The 22,644-nt window shown below is 59.2% G+C and carries 24 protein-coding genes; 7 read left to right on the forward strand and 17 right to left on the reverse strand.

The annotated features are described in order from the left end of the window. The coding region (locus tag A3714_RS16020) for a hydantoinase/oxoprolinase family protein (RefSeq protein ID WP_197463437.1) at window positions 1-1,216 on the forward strand (1,216 nt) is incomplete at its 5' end. A 172-nt stretch (window positions 1,217-1,388) separates the two neighbouring features. Further along, on the forward strand, window positions 1,389-2,582 hold the full coding sequence (locus A3714_RS16025) for an acyl-CoA desaturase (protein WP_062814891.1): 1,194 nt from the start codon (window positions 1,389-1,391) through the stop codon (window positions 2,580-2,582). Between the two features lie 186 nt (window positions 2,583-2,768). Here A3714_RS16025 and A3714_RS16030 read toward each other — a convergent pair whose 3' ends face one another. From A3714_RS16030 to radC, 14 genes are all read right to left on the reverse strand, one after another. After that, a complete protein-coding gene (locus A3714_RS16030) occupies window positions 2,769-4,574 on the reverse strand; it encodes a hypothetical protein (RefSeq protein WP_063525923.1) in 1,806 nt (601 codons plus the stop codon). Continuing rightward, a complete protein-coding gene (locus A3714_RS16035; protein WP_062814893.1) occupies window positions 4,549-4,821 on the reverse strand; it encodes a hypothetical protein in 273 nt (90 codons plus the stop codon). Before A3714_RS16035 ends, A3714_RS16030 begins: the two co-directional genes overlap by 26 nt. Beyond that, window positions 4,818-5,489: a tetratricopeptide repeat protein gene (locus A3714_RS16040; protein WP_062814894.1), complete on the reverse strand. Its 672-nt coding sequence runs from the start codon at window positions 5,487-5,489 to the stop codon at window positions 4,818-4,820. Before A3714_RS16040 ends, A3714_RS16035 begins: the two co-directional genes overlap by 4 nt. Before the next feature lie 16 nt (window positions 5,490-5,505). Further along, on the reverse strand, window positions 5,506-6,375 hold the full coding sequence (locus A3714_RS16045) for a type II secretion system F family protein (protein ID WP_063508958.1): 870 nt from the start codon (window positions 6,373-6,375) through the stop codon (window positions 5,506-5,508). Beyond that, window positions 6,368-7,288 (reverse strand): type II secretion system F family protein, encoded by a 921-nt coding sequence (locus A3714_RS16050; protein ID WP_062814896.1) that lies wholly within the window; start codon window positions 7,286-7,288, stop codon window positions 6,368-6,370. The genes A3714_RS16045 and A3714_RS16050 overlap by 8 nt, the downstream gene beginning before the upstream one ends. After that, on the reverse strand, window positions 7,285-8,445 hold the full coding sequence (locus A3714_RS16055; protein WP_062814897.1) for a CpaF family protein: 1,161 nt from the start codon (window positions 8,443-8,445) through the stop codon (window positions 7,285-7,287). The genes A3714_RS16050 and A3714_RS16055 overlap by 4 nt, the downstream gene beginning before the upstream one ends. An 11-nt stretch (window positions 8,446-8,456) precedes the next feature. Next, window positions 8,457-9,647 carry a hypothetical protein gene (locus A3714_RS16060; protein WP_063508959.1) on the reverse strand — a complete coding sequence of 397 codons (1,191 nt, stop codon included), beginning with the start codon at window positions 9,645-9,647 and terminating at the stop codon, window positions 8,457-8,459. A 4-nt stretch (window positions 9,648-9,651) separates the two neighbouring features. Beyond that, the gene (locus A3714_RS16065; protein WP_369817840.1) at window positions 9,652-10,722 is read right to left on the reverse strand and encodes a type II and III secretion system protein family protein; all 1,071 of its coding nucleotides are present in this window, start codon (window positions 10,720-10,722) and stop codon (window positions 9,652-9,654) included. A gap of 91 nt (window positions 10,723-10,813) precedes the next feature. Then, on the reverse strand, window positions 10,814-11,656 hold the full coding sequence (gene cpaB / locus A3714_RS16070) for a Flp pilus assembly protein CpaB (protein WP_063527205.1): 843 nt from the start codon (window positions 11,654-11,656) through the stop codon (window positions 10,814-10,816). Between the two features lie 59 nt (window positions 11,657-11,715). Beyond that, entirely contained in the window at window positions 11,716-12,168 is a 453-nt protein-coding gene (locus A3714_RS16075; protein ID WP_063508962.1) for a TadE/TadG family type IV pilus assembly protein, read from the reverse strand. Window positions 12,169-12,193: 25 nt separating this feature from the next. Further along, window positions 12,194-12,433: a Flp family type IVb pilin gene (locus tag A3714_RS16080; protein ID WP_063508963.1), complete on the reverse strand. Its 240-nt coding sequence runs from the start codon at window positions 12,431-12,433 to the stop codon at window positions 12,194-12,196. 453 nt (window positions 12,434-12,886) lie between these two features. Continuing rightward, on the reverse strand, window positions 12,887-13,054 hold the full coding sequence (rpmG, locus tag A3714_RS16085) for a 50S ribosomal protein L33 (RefSeq protein WP_007151127.1): 168 nt from the start codon (window positions 13,052-13,054) through the stop codon (window positions 12,887-12,889). A gap of 21 nt (window positions 13,055-13,075) precedes the next feature. After that, window positions 13,076-13,312 carry a 50S ribosomal protein L28 gene (gene rpmB / locus A3714_RS16090; protein ID WP_035248690.1) on the reverse strand — a complete coding sequence of 79 codons (237 nt, stop codon included), beginning with the start codon at window positions 13,310-13,312 and terminating at the stop codon, window positions 13,076-13,078. A gap of 161 nt (window positions 13,313-13,473) precedes the next feature. Then, window positions 13,474-14,148 carry a DNA repair protein RadC gene (gene radC / locus A3714_RS16095; protein WP_063508964.1) on the reverse strand — a complete coding sequence of 225 codons (675 nt, stop codon included), beginning with the start codon at window positions 14,146-14,148 and terminating at the stop codon, window positions 13,474-13,476. 187 nt (window positions 14,149-14,335) lie between these two features. Between radC and coaBC the strand changes: the two genes are divergently transcribed. From coaBC to slmA, 5 genes are all read left to right on the forward strand, one after another. Next, window positions 14,336-15,535: a bifunctional phosphopantothenoylcysteine decarboxylase/phosphopantothenate--cysteine ligase CoaBC gene (gene coaBC / locus A3714_RS16100; protein WP_062814903.1), complete on the forward strand. Its 1,200-nt coding sequence runs from the start codon at window positions 14,336-14,338 to the stop codon at window positions 15,533-15,535. Window positions 15,536-15,618: 83 nt separating this feature from the next. Continuing rightward, the gene (dut, locus tag A3714_RS16105) at window positions 15,619-16,071 is read left to right on the forward strand and encodes a dUTP diphosphatase (RefSeq protein WP_062814904.1); all 453 of its coding nucleotides are present in this window, start codon (window positions 15,619-15,621) and stop codon (window positions 16,069-16,071) included. Between the two features lie 181 nt (window positions 16,072-16,252). Continuing rightward, entirely contained in the window at window positions 16,253-18,649 is a 2,397-nt protein-coding gene (locus A3714_RS18365) for a phosphomannomutase/phosphoglucomutase (protein WP_063508619.1), read from the forward strand. A gap of 208 nt (window positions 18,650-18,857) precedes the next feature. Beyond that, complete coding sequence (gene argB / locus A3714_RS16115) at window positions 18,858-19,757, forward strand: acetylglutamate kinase (protein WP_063508620.1); 900 nt, start codon at window positions 18,858-18,860, stop codon at window positions 19,755-19,757. Between the two features lie 102 nt (window positions 19,758-19,859). Next, window positions 19,860-20,453, forward strand: coding sequence for a nucleoid occlusion factor SlmA (gene slmA / locus A3714_RS16120; RefSeq protein WP_062814907.1), 594 nt, complete (start codon window positions 19,860-19,862; stop codon window positions 20,451-20,453). Between the two features lie 91 nt (window positions 20,454-20,544). On the opposite strand, the gene A3714_RS16125 is transcribed toward slmA, so the two are convergent. From A3714_RS16125 to rph, 3 genes are read right to left on the reverse strand one after another with little or no spacing between them, the layout of a single operon-like run. Continuing rightward, on the reverse strand, window positions 20,545-21,162 hold the full coding sequence (locus A3714_RS16125; RefSeq protein WP_063508274.1) for a hypothetical protein: 618 nt from the start codon (window positions 21,160-21,162) through the stop codon (window positions 20,545-20,547). Window positions 21,163-21,164: 2 nt separating this feature from the next. Then, complete coding sequence (gene pyrE / locus A3714_RS16130; protein WP_063508273.1) at window positions 21,165-21,827, reverse strand: orotate phosphoribosyltransferase; 663 nt, start codon at window positions 21,825-21,827, stop codon at window positions 21,165-21,167. A gap of 9 nt (window positions 21,828-21,836) precedes the next feature. After that, complete coding sequence (gene rph, locus A3714_RS16135; protein ID WP_062814910.1) at window positions 21,837-22,553, reverse strand: ribonuclease PH; 717 nt, start codon at window positions 22,551-22,553, stop codon at window positions 21,837-21,839. Window positions 22,554-22,644 lie beyond the last annotated feature (91 nt).

Raw genomic sequence — 22,644 nt, forward strand, 5'->3', positions numbered from 1 at the left:
GGCGGGCGGCAGCGGTATCCAGTGTCAGAGAGCCACCCAGAGCGAAGTCCGGCAGCCCCGATTGATGACGTTCGACATGGGCGGCACGTCCACCGACGTGGCCCTCCTGGACGGCGACCTGCGTCTTACCCAGCAGGGCCATATTGGCCCCTATCCAGTGGCGGTCCCCATGGTGGACATGCATACCATTGGCGCCGGTGGCGGTTCACTGGCCTATGTGGATGATGCCGGCCTGCTGCATGTGGGACCCCACTCCGCCGGTGCCGATCCGGGCCCCGCCTGCTATGGCCGAGGCGGCAATCAAGTCACGGTCACTGACGCCAATGTGGTGCTCGGCAGGCTGCAGCCGGACTTCGCTCTGGGTGGCTCTCTGACACTGGATACCGCTGCCGCCCGCCATGCCATGAAAACACTGGCGTCACAGCTGGGCCTGGGTGTGGAAGAGACCGCCGAAGGGGTGCTGGCACTGGCCAATGAGCACATGACCCAGGCACTCCGGGTGATTTCCATCCAGAAAGGTTTTGACCCGGCAAATTTTGCCCTGCTCAGTTTTGGCGGCGCTGGCGGCCTGCATGTCTGCGCCCTGGCAGACAATCTGGGCATGCGCAGCGCACTTGTTCCCCGCCGGGCCGGAGTGCTGTCCGCTGAAGGACTGGTGTACGCCCCTCGCAAGCGCGAACAGCTCCAGGCGTTGCCAGATGGCGCCGGCGATACCGCCTTGAGGGAACGCATTGCCACCCTGCAACACCAGGGCAGTGCGGAATTGATCCGCGAGGGCGTTGGTGCCGAGCAGATCCAGCATCACGTTTTTGTGGATATGTGCTATCAGGGCCAATCGTCGGTGTTACAGGTTCCCTGGCAGCCCACTGTCGCAGCACGGGAAGCGCTGTTTCACGACGCCCACGAGGTGCGCTTCGGTCACCGCCTGGCATTGCCCGTGCAGCAGGTGAATATTCGGGTACAAAGCCAGGCCACACGCACCCCGCCCGCCCAGCCACCACTGCCTGCCCGCACTGGCGAGGCAATCCGGCATACCCGGCTACCCGGCGTGGATCAGCAAGTGGCGATTTATCACCGCGACACTTTGGGCCCCGGCCAGACCATACATGGCCCGGCGCTGATCGCTGAAGCCGTAGGAACAACCTGGCTGGCTCCGCAGTGGCAGGCATCCGTGGATGCACAAGGGCACCTCTTGCTGACCCGCCCGGGGACCTGAAGAGGCCAGGCGGATTCGGCACCCGACCCGGCTTCAGCCCTGTCGTTGTTACCGTTCATCCGCCCCTGGCCAACCCTTGGCCCGAAAGTCCGAATTTGACCTATTCGGCGTCTTCTGCCTGTCACCCGGACTGGGCACAATAGGATCTCCGTTTTTACCTTGTGCGATTTTCATGCTGAATTATCTGAGCAACGGCCTGCTGGCCCCCAGCCTGGGTGCCCTGATCCTGATCACCCTGGTCATGACCCACATCACCATTGTTGGCGTCACCGTTTACCTGCACCGCTATTCCGCCCACCGTGCGCTGGACCTGCATCCGGTGCTGAAGCACTTTTTCCGTTTCTGGCTGTGGTTGACCACCGGCCAGAACACCCTTGAGTGGACCGCCATCCACCGCAAACATCACGCCAAATGCGAAACCGAAGACGACCCGCACAGCCCGCAGGTCAAAGGCATCCAGAAAGTGCTGCGCGAAGGCGCCGAACTGTATCGTGAGGAAGCCGAAAATCAGGAAACCCTGAACAAATACGGGGCGGGTTGCCCGAACGACTGGATTGAGCGCAACGTGTATTCCCGCTTTCCCATGGGCGGCGTCACGCTGATGGCCGTCATCGATCTGCTACTGTTCGGTGCCGCCGGTATCACCGTATGGGCCATCCAGATGATGTGGATCCCCGTTTTCGCCGCCGGGGTTATCAACGGTATCGGACATTACTGGGGTTACCGCAACTTCGAATGCCCGGATGCATCTCGCAATATTTCCCCCTGGGGCATTCTCATCGGTGGCGAAGAACTGCATAACAACCATCACACTTACCCCAACTCTGCCAAACTGTCGGTGCGCCGTTTCGAGTTTGATATGGGCTGGGCCTGGATACGCCTGTTTGAAATGGTGGGCCTGGCCAAGGTGAAAAAAGTCGCCCCCAAACCCGCTTTCGAGAAAAGCGCCAGCAAAGTGGACCTGGATGCCCTGCGCGGCATCATGCAGCACCGTTTCCAGGTGATGGCCAACTACCGCAGGACGGTTATCGTGCCGGTCTTCAAGCAGGAGCAAGCCCGCGCCTGCGACGCCACCCGCGACCTGTATGCCCGCGCCCACGCCCTGTTCCACCGCGACATCAGCCTGATCAAGCCGGGACAGAAAAAACGTCTGCAGACCCTGACGGAAAGCAACGAAACCCTGGATGCCATCTACCAGTTCCGCCTGCGCCTGCAGGACATCTGGTCCCAGACCAGCCGCAACTCATCGGAAATGGTGGAAGCCCTGGAGCAGTGGTATCACGATGCCCGCGAATCCGGCATTGCTGCCCTGCAGGAGTTTGCCGATCAGCTGACCCGCTATCGGCCGGCCGCGGTATCGCACTGATACTTCCTTCCATTCCCGGGAACCACAAAAAAGGCCGCACAATGCGGCCTTTTTTGTGGTTCCCGGTAAAGCATTCAAGACTCAATATCCTGCGGGCAAAGTCACAACCGAAACGATGTATCGCGAATACACACGAGCCTGAACATCATGGGGTCTCGTCATTTGTGGCTTCGCCGGGAAAGCAGATCACTGCTCCGGCTCTTCCACCGCAATATTCTCGATCAGCTGGATTCCATCCTGGTTTGCCGCGCTCACATTGACGCTGATGCCACCCAGGCCCACACCCAGCGTTCGCAGCAATGGATTTATCAACCCTTCAGCCAGACTGGATATGACATTACTCAACAACTCAAGCACAGGATCCAGAATAGGTTTTAGTAGCGGCGTCAAATTGATCAAACCGAAGCTACTTCGAAGCAGCGACGCTTCATGAACCGTTATTTCCAGATCCAGGCCGGACAAACCATCGCCCAAATCGTTGTACTGGGACTGATCGCATCCCTCAATCGGGTCACAATACAAATCATAACGCGGATCCAGAAATACTGTTTCTTCAATGCCCGGAACCTCTCCGTCCACTTCCGCGTTAAGGTAAAGAATGCCCTCTATGGGAGGCAGCAGCCCGGACAGCAGCGACAACCTACCAACATTCGCTTCCAACCGCTCTGGCTGCAATTCTCCCGCCGCCGTCAGGCGCCCGGTTACAATACGCGCGACTTCACGCTCAAGGTTGACGCCAAACTCTACCGAGTTGGAGGTTCCCCGAGCACAATCAGCGGAAATCAGCTGACCCTCACCGCCCCCCGCATTCACCGCCAACGGAACGGTTAGATCCGCCAGAGAAAGGGAGAGGAGAGGGCCCAAGTTGATCGGCAACAACTCCACCTGTGCGGATAGCTGCAACGTCACGTCCGGCGCATAAAAACGGGTCACCCATTCGCCATCCTCATCCTGACGAGCCGGACCAACAGCCACCGTGGGTGGCTCGCCCACATTCAAGCCCAGGTCTACCGTATTGATATTGGCAATAAGCGGGACGGACAGGTTGTTAATATTGAGTGGCAACGACAACAACCCACCGGCTCCAGCCTGCTGCTGCTCAGCCAGATTAAGCACCAGGCTGATGACCAGATCATAGACCGGGAACTCACTGGACGCCGGGACGGAAGCATTTTCTACCACACTGATAATGTCGCCCACTTTGATGGTGTCTATTCCCTGGGCAGTCACAATACCATCCAGCAGATCCGCAACTGGCGCGGTAGCTGTACCCACATCACGAATCGCCGCCGCCAGTTCAGACGCATCAAGATCCAGAAGGTCGACCAGATCATTGACGCCGGTGGCGGTCAGCAAATCGCCCAATTGCACAGTGGCATTTTCGAGACTGCTAAGGTCGGTCGGGTCCAGACTAAACCCCGGCTGATTGAGCACGACACCCAGCAGGCTGCCCAGCAAGGTGGCATCACCGCCCACACCGACAGTGCCGCCGGCCGCGCTGACCGTGGCCACCACCTCCTTGCGAACCGCCGCATTCACGGAGAGAGAAATGCCACCAAACACGGACTGCGGCAACAACATGGAAATCGGTTCAGTACGGGTGTAACTCACCAGTACCGCATTACTGCGCTCAATGAGATTCACCGGCTCGAAAGCCACCACACCGCTACTGTCGGCATCCGCAATCACGCCAAGCTGAACGTTCAGATCCTGGTCAGATCCCTCAAAGCCCTGGGCAACCGCCGCAGCCAATGCGCGTTGCTGGACAAGCACGGTACTGGGCGCTTGCCCACCGCATGCCTGGGCCGCCCCGGCTGCAGCCTGGGCGGCCACATTTACCTGCGCCTGCATGTCGCTTCGCAGGCTGTACAGGCGTGCGCCATCCAGCGCCATCACCGTGAGAGTAATGACGATCAACAGCAACAGCGGGGTGATGACTGACAGGGCCCCGCGCTGCCGGAGACGGTTAATTGTCGTCTCGGGTCTGTTCACCAAAACTGTCCGGAATCGCGGTACGGAAGGAATTTGCCAGACGGCGCTGGGTGTCCACATAAAGCGGAGCAGACAGCTCACTCTGCCCTGCCGGTCGGGAATCGCGCTGCTGGTTCAGCAACCAGTCAGTGACCGTTTCAGACTCATTGGTGACAACCTGTCCGGAAACACCAAAGCTGTAGGCTTGCTGAGGCTCCGCCGCCACCAAGGTTCCCGGCAACAACAGAATCAAGGCCAGTTTCTTCATTTTCGGGTCCTCCCGAACTGTTCACTGAGTTTCTCGGCATAGGCAATTTCCTCATCCGAGAACCCGTAGTTGGACTGTAACGCTTTCAGCCCCTCACGATCATCCGTCATCAGATAGGCTACCGCCAGATTCTGACGAACCGGGCCCTTGCCGTTCGCCAGTTCCAATGCGGTTCTCAGCTCGAAAGCCGCATCTTCGTAGCGCCCTACCAGCATCAGCGCATAACCGTAATCATTTCGCACCTGGGAGGTTGCCGGTGCCAGGCTGCGCGCCCGCTCCAGATGGGACAGCGCCGCCATGATTTCATGACGCTTGAGCAACACCATGCCCAGGCCATGACGGCTGCGGCCATCATCACAGCGATTGGCCAATGCTCTGTAGACCTGCTCCGCAGAATCCAGCTTGCCGGAAGCGGCCAGCAACTGGCCATAACGCAACCAGTGATCAATGGCGCCCATGGGTTTGCTTTCCAGCTGCGCCAACGCCGCATAATTTCGTCCTTTGGCCATCAAGGTATCGACCATCTCCAGATCCACACGCTGCTCTGGCTGCAGTGCTTCCTTGCAGGCAATTGACGACACATCCACTGTTCCCGGGGCCGACTCCGGCGCTGACTGGTGTGCGCATCCCGCCAGCAGTACCAGTGCTCCCCAAACCATGCCACGCATGTTGTTACTCCCTTTGTTATCGTGCCAATGCATCCGCGATGGAAATCACCGCCGGGCCGCCAATCAAGATAAACAGGGCCGGCAGCATGAATGCCATCATTACCACCGTCATCTTGGCACCAATCCGGTTGGTTTCCTCTCGAATGCGGTTACGTTCCACGTTCTGGGCTTCTTCAATAATCTGGTCCAGGCTGGCGGATACGCCCGCCCCCAGTTGACTGCTTTGCTTCATCAACACCACATAGCTGCGCAGTACCGGGATACGCTTGTTCTCACCCAGTTCATCCAGTGCCTGGGTTCGCTCCGCGCCGGATTTCATGAGCCGGTTAAAACGGTCTATTCGCATGATAAGAATGGGCAAAAGGGGGCGCCCCTGGCGACCGATAATGCGCATTACACGCTCAAGGGACAGCCCAGCCTCCATCAGCATTCGCGTCATGTGGCAAAGCTCTACCGCTTCCAGGTTCTGTCTCAGCTCTGCCTGGGCCCCCATACCGCGGATCACCCGCCGCGGCACAATAAAGCCCGCCGCCGATGCCAACAGCCCGCCGAGCAGACCGAACACCAGAAAACCTACCAATGCCACCAGTACCGGCAGTAGCCAGCAGGACAACAGATAAATAACCTGGGACTGCTCACGACTTTTCCCCATGCCCGCAAGAGCCTGCCGGATTTCCTGATAATCCCCCGACGCAATCGATGACTCCGTCAGGGCACTGGAGAGTGTCCATAACCAGAACCCCCGATCCTCATCCTCACGGTGATTGCCACTATCCTGCAAACGCTGGCTAACCCGGGCCCGCAATGCCCAGTCCCGGGTCTTGTAGACCAGCCACAAGGAGAGGCACGACAGCAGGATGGCGAGGATCAGCAGCACATTATTCACGACCCACCCCCTGGATCATCCGCCAGATGACCAACACACCGAACCCTTGCAAGATGCCAGCGATCATCAGCATGGTATGCCCGGTGTCCGTGTTCAGCAGGACCTCGGCATACTTTTCGTTGATCAGCATCATGTAGGCAGCCATGCCCAACGGCAGCAAGGTAAAGGCGCCGGCGGTAAACCGGGTCTCCGCCGTAGACGCCAGGAACTCCCGGCGCAGCTCCTGCTGGGAGCGTAACGAGGTGGCCACCTGCTCCAGAACCGGACGGATCGACGAACCAAACCGGGCGGACGTGCGCAGCGCAATGGACACCAGCACCAGGGAAGACACCTGGTAAAGCCGGGAAAAGTCATCAAACAAACCGGTGTAATCGCGCCCGGCCTCAATCGCACTGCGCAGCCTGAACGTCAGCGGCGCAAATACCGGCGGCGCATCCTGGAAGGATTCCATTAACGAGGCCTCCAGGGAACGGCCGGCGCTCATGTAGCGCAATGTGGATTCCATGATTCCCGGCAGGGATTCAAAAATCATCCGGCGCTGCTGCTGGAAACGGAACCGCCAGTACATCCAAAGACTCGCGGCTATCAGCGCCAGCACCACACCAGCCGCAATGAAACCCGAAGAAGCCAGCACCATCACCACGATCAGGAAAATAACGATACCAAGCAGTGATAGCTGCACTCTGGACAGGCGGATATCCGCCCGCAATAACAGCCGTTCCAGCGGACCCGCCACTACTCGCACCTGACCGGGTTCACCACCGATTTCCATACGCTGCTGCAAACGTTGCCGCACGCGCTCAGTCAGCAAGCTGCGCTGCCGATAGCGGAACCAGACGAGCTGCATGAGCACAGTAACCACGGCAATAATGCCGAGCAGCTGCGCCATTCCCAGCAGCTCTACCGCACTCATGCCTGACTCCTGTACAGGTAGTCCATGTGGTAGAGGTCATCTTCCGTTGGCGTCAGCGCCACTACCTCGCTGACCCGGCGGCGGCCATCCGGCAATCTTTCCAGCTGAATGATGATATCCAGGGCAGAACCAATCAGGCGGCCAATGGCGGTCTCGCTGGCCTCATAGCCGCTCACCGCCAGCAAGGTCTCGATGCGCACCAGCGCATCACGAGTACTGTTGGCATGGATCGTACTCATGGAGCCGTCGTGGCCGGTATTCATTGCCTGCAGTAATTCGATGATCTCGTTGGAACGCACCTCACCAAGAATGATCCGGTCGGGACGCATCCGCAGGGCATTGATAACCAGCTCCCGGGCACTGATTCGGCCCTTGCCTTCCGTATTGGCCGGACGGGTCTCCAGGCGAACCACGTGGGGGTGGTTAAGCACCAGTTCAGCGGAATCCTCAATGGTGAGGATGCGCTCCTGACGAGGAATGTACTGACTGATCATGTTCAGCATGGTGGTTTTACCGGTACCGGTACCACCACTGATGATGATATTGCGCCGCGACTCCACCGCCTTAACCATGATATCCAGGCACGCATCGGTGAGAGAGCCGCTGTCTATCAGCTGCTGGGCGCTTAGATGGTTACCGGTAAATTTACGGATACTGATACTGGGGCCGTCCAGCGCCAGCGGCGGAATGATGGCATTGACCCGGGAACCATCCGGCAGGCGGGCATCCACCATGGGGCTGGACTCATCCAGTCGACGCCCAAGGGGCGCCAGCATACGACGAATGACACGTACCACATGGTCATCATTGATAAAACGCACCGATGCTTTTTGCAGCACGCCTGCGACTTCGATAAAGACGCTGTCCGGGCCATTCACCAGGATGTCGTTGATGCGCGGATCAGCCAGCAAAGGCTCGAGCGGGCCATAACCGGTCACTTCGTCCAGGGTATCGCGGACCAGCTGATTGAGATCCTGGGTTGAGAGAGGCACCCGGTTCAGGGCGATATGCTGCCCCACCGCCGTACGGATAAAATCCGCAAGCTGATCACGGCTGGCATTGCCAACCTCGATGCCTTCCTCATCCAGCCGCTCAACCACCCAGCGATGGGTGCGATCCTTGAGCTGCTGGTATTCTGCGTCGATCCGTCCCGCCACAAGCGCTCCTGCTATCCGTTGCTACGCAGTCGTTGCCACCAGCTCCCACCAGCGCTCACATCCTGCTGTGATTCCAGCTTGTTAACCATGGTCTGCAGGCCGCGGCTATAGCGGCAACGGGGAGATTGCTCCTGAATCGGCAAGCCACTGTTCATGGCCATCAGGCGGTGACGCCAGTCCATGGGCAGCCCACCTAGCAGGTTTACGCCGGCGGTCTCTGCCAGTTCATCCAGTCCCGGGGGGACCTTGCCTTCCATCCCATCCACAACCAGGTGAACCTGGCTGTCGCGGCCCAGGTGGGAACGCCACTCATTGCCCAGGGTCCGCACCGCATGGGCCTGGTCCACCAGTGGCTGCATGGTGATCAGCAAATGACTAGCGTGAATGCCAAGGGCACGCACCCAATGGCGGCTCTCCAGGGTGCCCACATTGATCACGATACGATCAAACATCTGCATCAGATGATTGAGGGCAATAAACAGATCCGCGCTTCGATCCCCTTCAAGCTCACGGCTATCAATCCCGCCGGCCAGCAGTCGCAATCCCGGCCGATACTCTTCCAGTGCCGTACCGATCAGGGTTTCGTCCAGGGTCTCCGGACTGGCCAGCAAATTTTCCAACGTGTATTCGTTGTGCACATCCAGATAGAAAATACCGCGCTCGGCGGGCTGGGTATCAATGGCCAGACACCGTTCGTTGGGAAACAGGCGGTTCAGCCCCAGGGCAACATTCTGTGCCAGAAAGCGGGTGTCTACCGTCGGGCTGGCTGACGCGACCAGGGTCAGGTTGTTGGTTGCGGAGCGAACCTGGTCATCATAGTGACCCACCCTCAACAACTGATGCCGGCGCAGGCGGTCACGGACATCTCCCGCCTCGCTCCCGGCCACAAAGCAATCCCGCGCTCCCGCACGCATGGATTGCAGCAGCAATTCCTGGTTGGCACGGGCGCAGACGGTGATAACGGTGACCCAGGGGCGAGCACTGGTCAGGGCCGTGATGATGGCCAGTGATTGATCCATATCCGCTTCGGAAATCTCCACCATCACCACATGGGCAGTGGTGGCCTCCAGCAAGCGCAGCACCCGGGTCAGATCGCTTCGGCTGACCTGCTCAAGGCGGAACGGCTCATCCACCACCCGCTCCAGCCAGGCCTCGATTCCATCATCGTCAACAACAGAAAGAACAATGTCATGATCACTCATAGCATCACCAGCTCAGGCCGTGGCGAATTGGCTGGGAACCCCGACGGCTTTCCGTGGCCATATCCAGCCAGCCAGTACTACTGCTGTGATAGCCCGCGCCGGGCAACGTCACTGGCGGCTCCGTACTCTGCTGGGGCGTCACCAGGTGAGGGGTCACCACCATCACCAGTTCCTTGTCACTTTTCTCGATGCGCGAAGAGCGGAAGAACGCCCCCAGCAGGGGAATGTTGCCAATCCCCGGCAGGCGATCGCTGTTGTTGATGGTATTCCGACTGACCAGACCACTGATGATAAAGGTCTCACCGGGTGCCAGAGACACCGTGGTTTCCGCACGCCGCACCCGCAGGCCCGGTACCGCCACGCCGCCGGTTTCCACCCCGGCAGAAAATTCCAGTTCGGACACTTCCGGCGCAACCTTGAGAATAATCTGCCCCGCATCAATCACGGTTGGAGTGAGGCTCAAGCCAATACCGAATTCCTTGAACTCGATCTGCACCCCGGTGTTGTCACTCCGAATGGGGACCGGGAATTCACCGCCGGACAGAAAGCTGGCGCTTTGCCCGGACAGGCTGGTCAGGGAAGGTTCGGCCAGGGTATAGGCAAAGCCCCCGGCTTCCAGCGCATTGATGGCAAGAACCGAATTGGGACCAAAGCCAAACAGATTGAAGCCATCGGAACTCAAAGGGGCCGGCACCACCCCTGGCACCTGAAACCCGGTCCCTGGCGGCGCAATTCCCACGGCTGACTGGCCATCATTGAAAACATTGCTATAACTCATGCCCAGTTGATTGAGCTCCGAGCGACTGACTTCCAGCACACGGATATCTGTCTGTACCTGGGTACCAAAAGGCAGAGAGGATCCCAGCGTGGTGGCCACCACCACTGTGCTGCGCAGTGGCTTGGCCTTGCCTCTCAGCCACACCGAGATCACCGCCGAGCCCTCCGCCTTGGCGGTCAGCAACAATTCCTCCGACCCAGTCACGGTCAGTGCCGCCACCGTTGGATCCGAGGTTGCCACCTTGGCCACCGCTTCCGGGAAATTCAGGACTTTCTGGTCCCCGGGAGCCACTCGCATGGTGTCTTTCAGAGTGTCCGCCTGCGCCACTATGGCAAGCGACAGGGAGAACCACAGAACCAGTCGCGCCCCGGCTCTCTTCCACAACCCCTTAACGCACATAGGTGCTCCTTGACTCTGATCCCTCATAGACTTCCACTTTCTGGCCCGGTGTCGCCCGTGGTGCTGGTGCGCGGGCCGACGGGAACAGATCCTTGTAGTAAACCGGTTTGGCTTTCTTTTCTTCGTCGCTGTCGTCAGCAGCCTTGTCCTCACTGGCCAGTACCGCCAATCGCAATGTCCCTTCCTCAGAAGCCAGCAGCAATGTTGGCACCTTGTCCTTGGGCACAGCCAGCACCACGGTGTTATTGCGACGCTGGGCCTCGCGGTCCTGATCACTGCTGGCTGCCGCCATGGCCCCTTTCTCCGCCAGCACCTGCAGGCTGCGCAACAGCACCATGGCCGCCGGGTCATCCCGGTCCGCTTCTTGAAACGACACCACCACATCGACCAGATCACCGGGCTGCAGCAGACCACCTGCCATCACCACATCATCGACCCCCACTGCCACGGCACGAAACCCTGCGGGCAGGGTGCTTGGCAGGGTGCCACCAGGTTCAAGGTGATTTCGGGAAAGGAGCTCGCCCGGACGGGCGTATCGACGTAATTCCTTGCCTGCCACCTTTTCATCGGCGGTCAGCACGTTGGGAATCGGGGCCGGCGAGGAAACCACCGCCAGTGCCTCTTCATTGAGGGTGTCACCGATATTCAGGCTCTCGGTGACCACCCAGTACCGATAATTGGGAGCTTCCTGGTCACGGACCTGCCCCTCGGGCGACGCCTCACGAACTACCAGCGACGGTGCCGGGTCGCGACTTAATCCCACCAGCGCCAGTATCAGCGCAACCAATGCCACCGCCAACGCCGGCAGCATGTAGAGCAGTCTTGATCCCATGTTCTCTCCGGAACATCCCTGTCAAATGTTGCTTCTTGAGCTGAACCGCATCCAGTCAATCAGAACGCGGCGCGAGCCTCCACCCTCAATCTTGCAGGCAGGGGCGGAAAATCCCCCAGCATGCCGAAGCTGAGCACCGGCACTATCGGGTTGGCTTGATAGTTGGGGTATTCCAAACTGCAGTTAAGCACTTCTACCCCCCCTGCAATGGTTTCCAGCGCACAGGCTGAATCCGCATTCAGGTTATCTCTCAATCTTTCCGGTAACTGCGCCACCAGTCCTGCCAGCGCCGTATTGCCCCGCTGTGTTACCGCAGCACCAAGGGCACTGGCCTGGCTATCGGACCGGTCCACATACAAGGCCGTGGATACGGCGGTATCCACGGCCGCCTGCATGCGGTACTGGGCAAAGAAGGTCAAGCCGTAGACCGCTGCGCCATAAAGCATGGCCATCACAAAGGGGAAGAGCATCAGAAACTCTAGAGCTACGGCTCCGAACTCTTTCCGATTCATCAGGCCAACTCCACGCCAGCTAGTTCTAAGGGGACGCTGGTGCGCCACCCCCACCTTCGCCAGCACTATCAAATAAATTTTGAAATGCTGTTTCTATTGCATCACTACCGACGGTGTTAATTGCAACACCAATAATGATGATCAGGGCGGCAGCCAGAACAATATACTCCAGCGCACTGGCACCACGCTGGTTGCGAGCACGCCCAGGCAGCTGGGTGTACAAGCGGATCATCAACAAACGAAACATCTCATTCAAGGTACTCATAGCGCTCTCCGTTGCACGTCCCTTAGTGTGAACATTGTGTGAATGCATATGCGAAAAAGTGAACTTCGTTTTTAATGCTATGCATCTGAGAACTGCATCACAACTTTCACTGCGTAGCATTTTGTTGCGATGTTCCTCTTTGTGTAAACGTAGCACCAGAGTCCCGAGAACCGCATGATCAAAACCCCATTCGGGCCTGAAAGCAGACGAACGGCGTTTAAAAAGCACAGAATTGCACGTACATGACAGACAAACATGGTGGCTTTGTGATATTGAACTTGCTTGCCGCTGCAATCTTGCCACTCCGGCACAACGCCCCCACCGTTTCCACGTCCCTTCCCCCGTTGTCACACTCTTTTCGATTCTTCCCCATGACAGATTCCGGACATAAAAAAACCCGGGACAAAGTCCCGGGTTTTTATGTCCGTTGCCAGGCAGGCAGCAAAAAGATCGTTACTTGATCTTCGCTTCCTTGTAGGCCACGTGCTTGCGCACTACCGGATCATACTTTTTGGTTTCCATCTTTTCAGGATGGAGACGCTTGTTCTTGGTAGTGGTGTAGAAGTGCCCCGTGCCCGCAGAGGACACCAGGCGGATTTTTTCACGAATAGGACCGGCCATGGGTTAGCTCCTTAATTAGCCTTAAACACGCTCGCCGCGAGAACGGATATCTGCCAATACGGCGTCGATACCCTTCTTGTCGATAATACGCATGCCCTTGGAGGTCACACGCAGGCGCACAAAGCGCTTCTCGGACTCAACCCAGAAACGATGGTGGTGCAGATTCGGCTCGAAACGACGCTTGGTCTTGATGTTCGAGTGAGAAACTCTGTTGCCCGTTACAGGGCGCTTACCGGTCACCTGGCAAACCTTGGACATTGTCTTGCTCCGTAAATCTTCTTGCGGGGGGACGGTAGAGCCCCGGAAAAGGCGCGTTTTATACCAATCTGCCGGTCAAGTTTCAAGCGAAATCTCGGATATTCCACCGGGTACACCAGAATTCAGGGGCTTACCGCAAGCATGCCCCCTGCCCAGATCCTTTACAGGGCTCCACGGGCGGCCAGTGACACCCATCCCCCCTCACCAATCACCAGATGATCCAGCACCCGGATATCCATCAACCCCAGGGCGTCCACCAGCCGGCGCGTGATGGCATGGTCGGACTGGCTGGGCTCGGCCACCCCGGAAGGATGGTTGTGAGCCAGAATCACCGCCGACGCATTATGCTCCATGGCCCGACGCACCACTTCCCGAGGGTAAACCGCCGCCGCATCGATGGTGCCCTGGAACAGCTGCTCAAAGGCAATCAGGCGATGCTTGTTGTCCAGGAACAGGCAGGCAAACACCTCGTAGGGGAGCCCACGCAGACGAGCGGTAAGTAGCTGCCCGGCTTTTTCCGGGTTATCCAGTGGCAACCCCCGCTCCAGCGGCTCCGCCAGATAGCGGCGACCCAGCTCCAGCGCCGCCAGCAACAGGGCCCGCCGGGCGACACCCATGCCGGGCAACCTGGCCATTCGCTCCGGGCTTGCATCGAGCAAGGCCCGCAGCCCGCCCCCCGCTGTCAACTGGCTTCGCGCCAGATCCACTGCGGTCATGCCCTGCTGCCCGGTGCGCAGAAAAATGGCCAGCAGCTCCGCATCACTCAGCGATTCCGCCCCTCGCACCAGCAACTTTTCGCGCGGCCTTTCATCCGTGGGCCAGTCAGTGATTGCCATGGAGTTTCCTTTCTCCCGTAACGCCTTGATATTCCATATCATTGTGAAGTGGGCAGCACTCATACCTTAGTGCTACCCTATGCAGCCTATGTAATAGCAGGGTTCCGGCTTCCACGGCACCGGTGATTTGCCCTTGCTGCTGTAAGCCACTGCCGTAACCGTCGCTATCGCTGCGCAGGATTTCGTCATGCATCGTCTGGTGAACAAACGCATTCTTCTGGGAGTCACCGGCGGCATCGCCGCCTACAAAGCCGCTGATCTGGTTCGCCGCCTGCAGGATGTGGGCGCCCAGGTTCGCGTGGTAATGACCCAGGGAGCCTGCGAATTCATTACCCCTCTCACCATGCAGGCCTTGTCCGGCCACCCGGTGCACACCACCTTGCTGGACCCCACCGCAGAAGCGGCCATGGGCCACATTGAGCTGGCCCGCTGGGCAGACCTGGTGCTGATTGCGCCGGCCTCAGCCAATTTCATGGCACGCCTGGCCCATGGCCACGGCAACGACCTGCTCGCCACCCTGTGTCTGGCCACCGGCGCCCCCATCGCCATCGCTCCGGCCATGAACCAGCAGATGTGGGCCGACACCAGCACCCAGAAGAACCTGCTGATCCTTCAGGAGAAGGGCATCAAGATATTTGGCCCCGGCAGTGGCAGCCAGGCCTGCGGCGAAGTCGGTGCCGGGCGCATGCTCGAACCCCTGGAAATCCTTCAGCAAGCCGCCGAGGTGTTTGATTACCAGCTGCTCACCGGCAAGCATGTGGTGATCACTGCCGGCCCCACTCGTGAAGCCATTGACCCGGTGCGCTACATCACCAACAAGAGCTCCGGGAAGATGGGCTTCGCCCTGGCTGAAGCCGCCGCCGAAGCCGGCGCCCGGGTGACCCTGATCGCCGGCCCGGTTAATCTGCCTACCCCCTCCCGGGTAGACCGTGTGGACGTGACCCGGGCAACAGAGATGTATGACGCCTGCATGAAAGCCGTGGAGGAAGGATGTGATGTCTTTGTCGCCACTGCGGCCGTATCCGACTACCGCCCCACTGTCACCGCCGACCACAAGATCAAGAAATCCACCGAAGAAATTCATCTGACACTGGTGAAAAACCCGGACATTGTGGCGTCGGTGGCAGAACACGCCAAGCGCCCCTTTACCGTGGGTTTCGCTGCCGAAACCCGCGATGTGGTCGCCTACGCTCAAGGCAAGCTGGTCAACAAGAAACTGGACATGATCGCCACCAACGACGTCTCCGGCAGCAACGTGGGCTTCAACAGCGACAACAATGCCCTTACCGTCATCTGGCCCGGGGGTCACAAGGTGTTGCCACTGGCCTCGAAGGCGCAGATCGCCAAGCAACTGATCGAATTGATTGCCATACGGTATAAAGACTAGCGCTGAGGCGCGCCATACTCCCGACATCACTCGACCGTGATGTCCGGCGCGCGAAGCGTGATCCCCGACCAACAGGAACCATCATGAAACTGCAATACCGCGTGCTCGACTCCCGACTGGGCGACAGTATTCCACTCCCCCATTACGCCACTGACGGCTCCGCCGGCCTGGACCTTCGGGCCATGGTCAAGGCGCCACTGCTGCTGGAACCGGGGCAAACCGAACTGCTGCCCACCGGCATGGCCATCCATATCAGTGATCCGGGCTATGCCGGCATGATCCTGCCGCGCTCCGGACTGGGCCATAAACATGGAATTGTGCTGGGCAACCTGGTGGGCCTGATCGACTCTGATTATCAGGGCGAGCTGATGGTGTCCTGCTGGAACCGGGGCAGCCAGCCCTTCACCGTGGAACCCGGCGAGCGGATCGCCCAGCTGGTCATCGTGCCGGTGATGCAGGTGCAACTGGAACAGGTGGAGACTTTCACCAACAGTGAGCGGGGCAGCGGCGGTTTCGGCCACAGCGGCCGCCACTGAGCCAACTGAACCCATGCCTTCAGCGTGGAGCAATGGCATGAAAATCCGTCGTCAAAAGGCATTCCCGGGAGCAACACCGCATCAAGGAATATCATCGACTGAAAACCGTAGTGCCGCGTGGCAGGGGCTTGCCTCCGGCGCCGCGCTGAAATCACGGGTTCGGGTCTAATTCGGAGGGGATATGGGCAACAACAAGAACAACAATAAACGCGCCGACGTCAGCGTCTTCAAACCACTGATGCCATTACTGATTGCAGCCCTGGTAGCGATCCTGGTGGCAGGGGGAGCCACCTGGTTCTATCAGACCAGGGTGGCCGAAGCGGCACAACAGCAAGACAACGCCAGCCAGCTTGCACAGTCCATTGCCAAGCTGACACACAACCATATCCAGCACTATCAGACGCAGCTGTCGTTACTGGCCAGCCGTAACGATGTGGACCAGGCGCTGTCCGACGACACCGTTGCCGAGTTCAACGCCCGCCATCACCAGTGGGTTCCGGATGCCAACCTTCAGCTGGTGCCCCGCCGGGGCGCAAATACCGACGATTTCAGCTATACCGCCCAGGAACTGCTCAAGGAAGTGCGGCTTGGTCAGTCCCCCGGCCCGGTGATCATTGCCGGCCAGCCTCCGACCCTGATTCTGGTGAAAGCCACGCGCATGCAAAATGGCGCCCTGCTGCTGCAACTACCCCTCAGCAACCTGGCCAGCCTTCTGCAAGACCTGGCCCCCGTCGGCAGCCAGTTGCAAGTCCAGTTCGGCGGCAGCAACCTGTTCAATCAGCCCGGCAGCAACACCGGTGCCAGTGTGGACACCCGAGTCGGCCCCGTCTCGGTGACGCTCACATTGCCGCCCACCGAAAGCAATCTGATGGTGGTCAGTACCCTGGTTGTGGCCCTGGGCGTGGTACTGCTGCTACTTGGCACGCTGGTGGTCAACCGCCTGATGGCCAGCTTCCTCAAGCAGGATTGCGCGGAACTGGTCCGTTACTGCGACGAACTGGCCCGCCAACCCGGTGTCAGCGCCCGCAACCATTTTCACTTCCCCCTGTTCGCCACAGTCAATGACGCCCAGGCGCGCATGGCCGGCAAACTCCGCAAACGTGGCGGCCCGCATCGGCCGGCAGCCCAACGGCAATCCGAGGATCTGGTCGTCGTGGAAGAAAGCGACGACGGCATTCTGCTGATGGATGAGGAACAGGGCGAAGCCCTGCCAGACAGTATCTTCCGCGCCTATGACATCCGCGGTGTGGCCGGCGATACCCTTACCGCCCAGGGCGTCTATCTGCTCGGCCGCGCCATCGGCAGTGAAGCTGGCGAGGCTGGCCAACAGACCGTGCTGGTAGCCCGGGACGGACGCCTGTCCAGCCCGGAGCTGAGCCGATCCCTGATCAAGGGCCTGCTGGAATCCGGCCGCGATGTGATCAATCTCGGCCTGGTGCCCACCCCGGTGCTTTACTACGCCACCGAAGTACTGGAAACCCGAAGCGGCATCATGCTGACCGGCAGCCATAACCCCGCCAGCCACAATGGTCTGAAAATCGTTATCAACGGCGATACCCTCTATGGTGATCGCATCACCGCCCTTCAGGAGCGCATCCGCAACAAGGCCTTCAGCGAGGGCAAAGGGCGCGAGGAAGAACGCGATATCACTGACCGCTACCTGACCGATGTGACCAGCGATATCGTTCTGGCACGCCCACTGAAGATCGCCATCGACTGCGGCAACGGTGCCGGCGGGGAACTGGCGCCACAGCTGTTCAAGCAACTGGGCTGTGAGGTAACGCCGCTGTACACAGAGATCGACGGCAACTTCCCCAATCATGCCCCCGACCCGGGCAACCCGGATAACCTCGCCGACCTGATCCGCATCGTGCAACAGGAAAACCTGGACCTTGGCCTTGCCTTCGACGGTGACGCCGACCGGGTCGCCGTGGTCACCAACAGCGGCGAAATCATCTGGCCAGACCGCCTGTTGATGTTGTTCGCCAAAGATCTTCTGGGACGCAGCCCCGGCGCCGACATCCTGTTCGACGTCAAATGCAGCCGGGCCCTGCCGGCCATCATCCGCAAGAACGGTGGCCGCCCCATGATGTACAAAACCGGCCACTCCCTGATCAAGGCAAAAATGAAGGAAAGCGGCGCGCCCCTGGCTGGCGAGATCAGCGGCCATATCTTCTTCGCCGACCGCTGGTTCGGCTGTGATGATGGCCTGTACGCTGGCGCCCGTCTGCTGGAAATCCTGTCCCTTCAGGATGACAGTGCCGGCCAGGTGTTCGATGGCCTGAAGACCGGTCTCACCACTCCGGCCCTGTACATTGATGTGAGCGAGGAGAACAAATTTGCCCTGGTGGACGCACTGACCGCCCGCGCCGAACACTTTACCGGCGGCCGTCCCACCACCATTGACGGCTTGCGGGTGGACTTCCCGGATGGCTGGGGCCTGGTGCGCGCCTCCAACACGACGCCTTCATTGGTAGCCCGCTTTGAAGGCCGCGACGAAGACGCCCTGGAAAGGGTCAAGGAGCAGTTCCGCAAACATCTGCAGGCTGTGGATGACACCCTGAAATTACCGTTTTGAGTTAGAATCAAGCCGTCGAAGAGTTGAAAGTTCAAAGTTGAAAAGCGCGGGCACGGCGTTTCGTATTCGGACAGGCCCTGCCCGCGTTGCCATCAAGCACAAAACGCGGAGCAAAATATTTACCGGTTAGCGAGGTGCTGTCTTCGCGTTTCAACTTTGCGCTTTAAACTTTCAACTCCCGGCTAACGCTACTGCCCAAGGAGACGTAATGGACACCAACAGTGCCCACGATACCGCCCGGATTCTGATCGAGGCGCTGCCCTACATTCAGCGCTTTTCCGGCGCCACGGTGGTGATCAAGTATGGCGGCAACGCCATGGAGAACGACGAACTGAAAAACAGTTTCGCCCGTGATGTAGTGATGCTCAAACAGGTGGGGCTCAACCCGGTCATCGTCCATGGCGGGGGTCCACAGATCGGTAGTCTGCTGGAACGGCTGGGCAAGGAATCCAAATTTGTTCAGGGCATGCGCGTCACCGATCAGGAAACCATGGATGTGGTACAGATGGTCCTCGGCGGCCTGGTCAACAAGGACATCGTCAACCTGATTCAGCACAACGGTGGCCAGGCCATCGGCCTCACTGGCAAGGACGGAAGACTGATCAAGGCACGCAAGATGCGCCTCAAGGCCCAGGACGAAAACAACCCGGCCCTGCAGACATCAGAAATTGTCGATATCGGCCACGTGGGCGAAGTTCAGGGCATTGATACCACCATTATCGATCTGATTGCCGGCAGCGATTTTATTCCGGTTATCGCCCCCATCGGCGTGGATGACAACGGTGTCAGCTACAACATCAATGCGGACCTGGTGGCCGGCAAGATGGCGGAAGTGCTTCGCGCCGAAAAACTGATTCTGCTCACCAACGTGGCAGGCCTGAAAGATAAACAGGGCAAAGTCCTCACCGGCCTCAGCGCCGAACGGGTTGATGAACTGATCAAGGACGGCACCATCCACGGTGGTATGCTGCCCAAGATTGGCTGCGCCCTGGAAGCGGTGAAAAACGGGGTACACACCGCCCACATCATCGACGGCCGGGTTTCCCACGCCGTGCTACTGGAAATTCTTACCGATCAGGGGATCGGGACGTTGATCAGCAAAAACTGAGTTGACCGTAGCAGCTATGCTTGCATGGCGAACATGGCAAGTGTCGCCATGGCAAGCATGGCTCCTGCGAGAGCCGACAATATAACAAGGGAACGACGCTACATGACCGAAAAAAAACCGTCGCGAAAAGAGCAGATTCTGCAGTCGCTCGCCCATATGCTGGAAGCCGGCCCGGGAGGACGTATTACTACCGCCGGCCTGGCCAGGGAAGTGGGTGTCTCCGAAGCGGCGCTGTACCGGCATTTCCCCAGCAAGGCGAAGATGTTCGAGGGGCTGATCGAGTTTATTGAAGAAGCGATTTTTTCACGCATCAATCGCATCACCGAAGATGGCAATGCCACCAGCCAGGTGGAACAGATCCTGAACCTGATGCTGGCTTTTACCGAGCGCAACCCGGGGATCACCCGGCTGCTTACCGGGGATGCCCTGACCGGCGAAAACGAGCGCCTGCATCAACGCATCCAGCAATTCTATGATCGGGTGGAAAGTCAGCTCAAGCAGGTGCTGCGCGAGGCGGAAATCAAGGAGGGACGGCGCACGCGAGCCACACCCACCATTACGGCCAACCTGTTACTGGCGGTGGTGGAAGGCCGCATTGCCCAGTTCGTTCGCTCCGGTTTCAAGGCCCGTCCCAGCCAGGACTGGCAAACGCAGTGGGAACTGCTGGTTCCCACCCTGTTCCGGGACCAGGACTAGCGGCGGGGGAGGATTGTCGCCAAGCAACGCCGGCAGGAAGAACAAGAGCGGCGAATCACCAGCCTGCGGAGCAGATTTCTGCAGAACGGGTTCAAGACTCTGCGTTCTCGATTTCCTTCAATCGCTGGATGATCGGGGCAAATTCTTTTTTCGCCGCATCAATGTCGATTTCAAATTCCTGCAGCTTTTCTTCCGTCATCTCAATCTGGCGTTTCAGTCGCTCAATGGCTTGCTGGACGACTTCCGGCACTTCCCGGCCCGCGCGCTCATTCCGGGCTGCCACGGCAATCTCCTCATCCAGTTTCGTCTGCAGCTGGGCCAGGCTGTTCTCTTCATAGCTGATGCTGAGGTTCAGCGCATCAATCTTGCGATCGCGGGCACGCACCGCATCCTCCGGGCCCGCATACATACGCAACAATTCCTTGTCTTCACGGGCCTGGCGCGCGCGCTCAAGGCGCATCTTGCGGGCCTCTTCATCATTCAGGTTAACGCCTTCAACGTCTTCCAGAATGCGGCCATGCTCATCCAGCAGCTGATAGCCGCTGCGAATGGCATCGGGGGTCAGGGTTCGATTCAGATGCATGACCCCGTCAGCACTGAAATGCCGAAAATAGGCGCCTTCCGGCATGCGCTCACTGGCACGCTGGCCGGTACCCGCCAAGGCAGGCGCAGACACCATCAGCACCAGAATCAGAGCAACTCTTCTCATTATTATTCCACTCCATAACGCTCCCGGTACTGCCGCATACGGTACACCATGGGCTCACTGTCCGGTTGCTGCTCCAGCCACTGAATAATATCGTTCATCGCCACGATACTGCCCACCGGCACCCCCAGGGATTGTTCCACTTCCTGAATCGCCGACAGTCCCTTGCCGGCCTCGGAAGGCTCTTTGCCACACTCCTGGCGATCCAGCGCCACCATGACCCCCGCCATGGTCGCCTCGGTTTTCTCGAACAGGGCCGCCACTTCACGAATGGCGGTGCCTGCGGTAATCACATCATCAATGACCAGCACTCGGCCCCGCAAGGGAGCCCCCACCAGCCATCCGCCTTCGCCATGATCCTTGGCTTCCTTGCGATTGAAGGCCCAGGGCAGATCCCGGCCATGGTGCTCTGCCAGTGCCACCGCCACCGCGGCCACCAGCGGAATGCCTTTATAGGCCGGACCGAACAGCATATCGAATTCCTGCCCGGATGCGACGATGGCGTCCGCATAATAGCGACCCAGCCTGGCCAGGGCCTCTCCGGTGTTGAACGTGCCCGCATTAAAGAAATAGGGGCTTTTGCGACCGGATTTCAGCGTGAATTCACCGAATTTGAGCGCCTCACGCTCCTGGGCAAAACGCAGAAAGTGCTTCTTGTAGTTCTTCATGGTCCGTCCTTACCAACCTAACACCTGTTGCTGGGCCTGAATGATTTCACCAATGCCTTTTTCCGCCAGGCCCAGCAGGGTATCGGACTGTTCGCGGGTGAAGGGGGCCCCCTCGGCGGACCCCTGAATCTCGATAAAGCCGCCCTGCTGGGTCATGACCACATTCATGTCGGTACCGGCATTGGAGTCTTCGGCATAATCCAGATCCAGCACCGGCTCGTCGTTGTAGACCCCCACGGATACCGCACCGACCAACCCGGTGAGCGGGTCATCCTTGATCTTCTTGGTTTCCAGCAAGTGGGTAAAGGCATCCACCAGAGCGACGCAGGCGCCGGAAATGGAAGCCGTGCGGGTACCGCCATCGGCCTGCAGCACGTCGCAGTCCAGGAAGATGGTGCGCTCACCCAGCTTTTTCATGTCCACCGCCGCACGCAGGGAGCGGCCGATCAGTCGCTGGATCTCCAGGGTTCGGCCACCCTGCTTGCCCCGGGATGCCTCGCGACCGGAACGGGTGTGAGTGGAACGGGGCAGCATGCCGTACTCGGCGGTGATCCAGCCCTGGCCCTTGCCCTTCAGAAAGCGCGGCACACCCTCCTCCACGGACGCAGTGCAGAGCACCTTGGTATCACCGAAAGCGACCAGCACGCTGCCCTCGGCGTGAACGGTGTAGTTGCGGGTAAAGCTCAATTCACGCAGCTGATCGTGGGCTCGGCCGGAAGGACGCATGGAAACTCCTGAAGTATCTAGAATGCAAAAGGGCCGCCATTGTAGCAAAGGCAGGGGCCGGTCTGCCTGCCTGGCGCATTATTAGGCCACA

The sequence above is a fragment of the Alcanivorax sp. HI0007 genome (genome assembly GCF_001635525.1).
Lineage (GTDB): Bacteria > Pseudomonadota > Gammaproteobacteria > Pseudomonadales > Alcanivoracaceae > Alcanivorax.